General features: G+C 41.3%; 1 protein-coding gene. It reads right to left on the reverse strand.

Annotation, left to right across the window (positions count from 1 at the left end; all coding sequences use genetic code 11):
* Positions 1-625: putative Ig domain-containing protein (locus HMPREF3264_RS13060; protein ID WP_256324005.1), on the reverse strand; the 625-nt coding region annotated here is incomplete at both ends.

Here is a 625-nt window from a genome sequence, read left to right on the forward strand (position 1 = left end):
TGTTGTGGTTACCACAATTGGATAGCTTCCTACCTTCGTCGGAGTTCCACTAATCGTATTTGTGGTGCTATCAAAACTTACGCCTTCTGGTAGTCCGCTTACTTTGTTCGTCACTGCCTGACCACTATTATCTGTTGCTTCAATTATTATTGAATCGATAGCTGTGTTAACTTCTTTTGTTTGATCCTTAATTGATGTCACCGTCGGTTTTGTTGTGTCTACAACTTTAATCGTGAAGCTCGTTGTCGTTTCATTTCCTGATGCGTCTGTTGTTGTTACCACAATTGGATAACTGCCCACTTTTGTTGGCGTTCCCTTAATTGTGTTTGTGGCACTATCGAAACTTACGCCAGCTGGTAAACCACTTACTTTGTTTGTCACAGCTTGACCACTATTATCTGTTGCTTCAACTGTTATTGAATCGATCGGCGTATTCACTTCTTTTGTTTGATCTTCAATAGAAGTTACCGTCGGTTTTGTTGTGTCTACCACTTTAATTATGAAGTTCGTTGTTGTTGCGTTACCTTCCGCATCTGTTGTTGTCACGTTAATTGGGTAGCTTCCCACTTTTGTTGGCGTGCCACTAATTGCGTTCGTCTCACTATCAAATGTGACGCCTTCTGGT

The sequence above is a fragment of the Staphylococcus sp. HMSC62A08 genome (assembly GCF_001839105.1).
GTDB classification, from domain to species: domain Bacteria; phylum Bacillota; class Bacilli; order Staphylococcales; family Staphylococcaceae; genus Staphylococcus; species Staphylococcus caprae.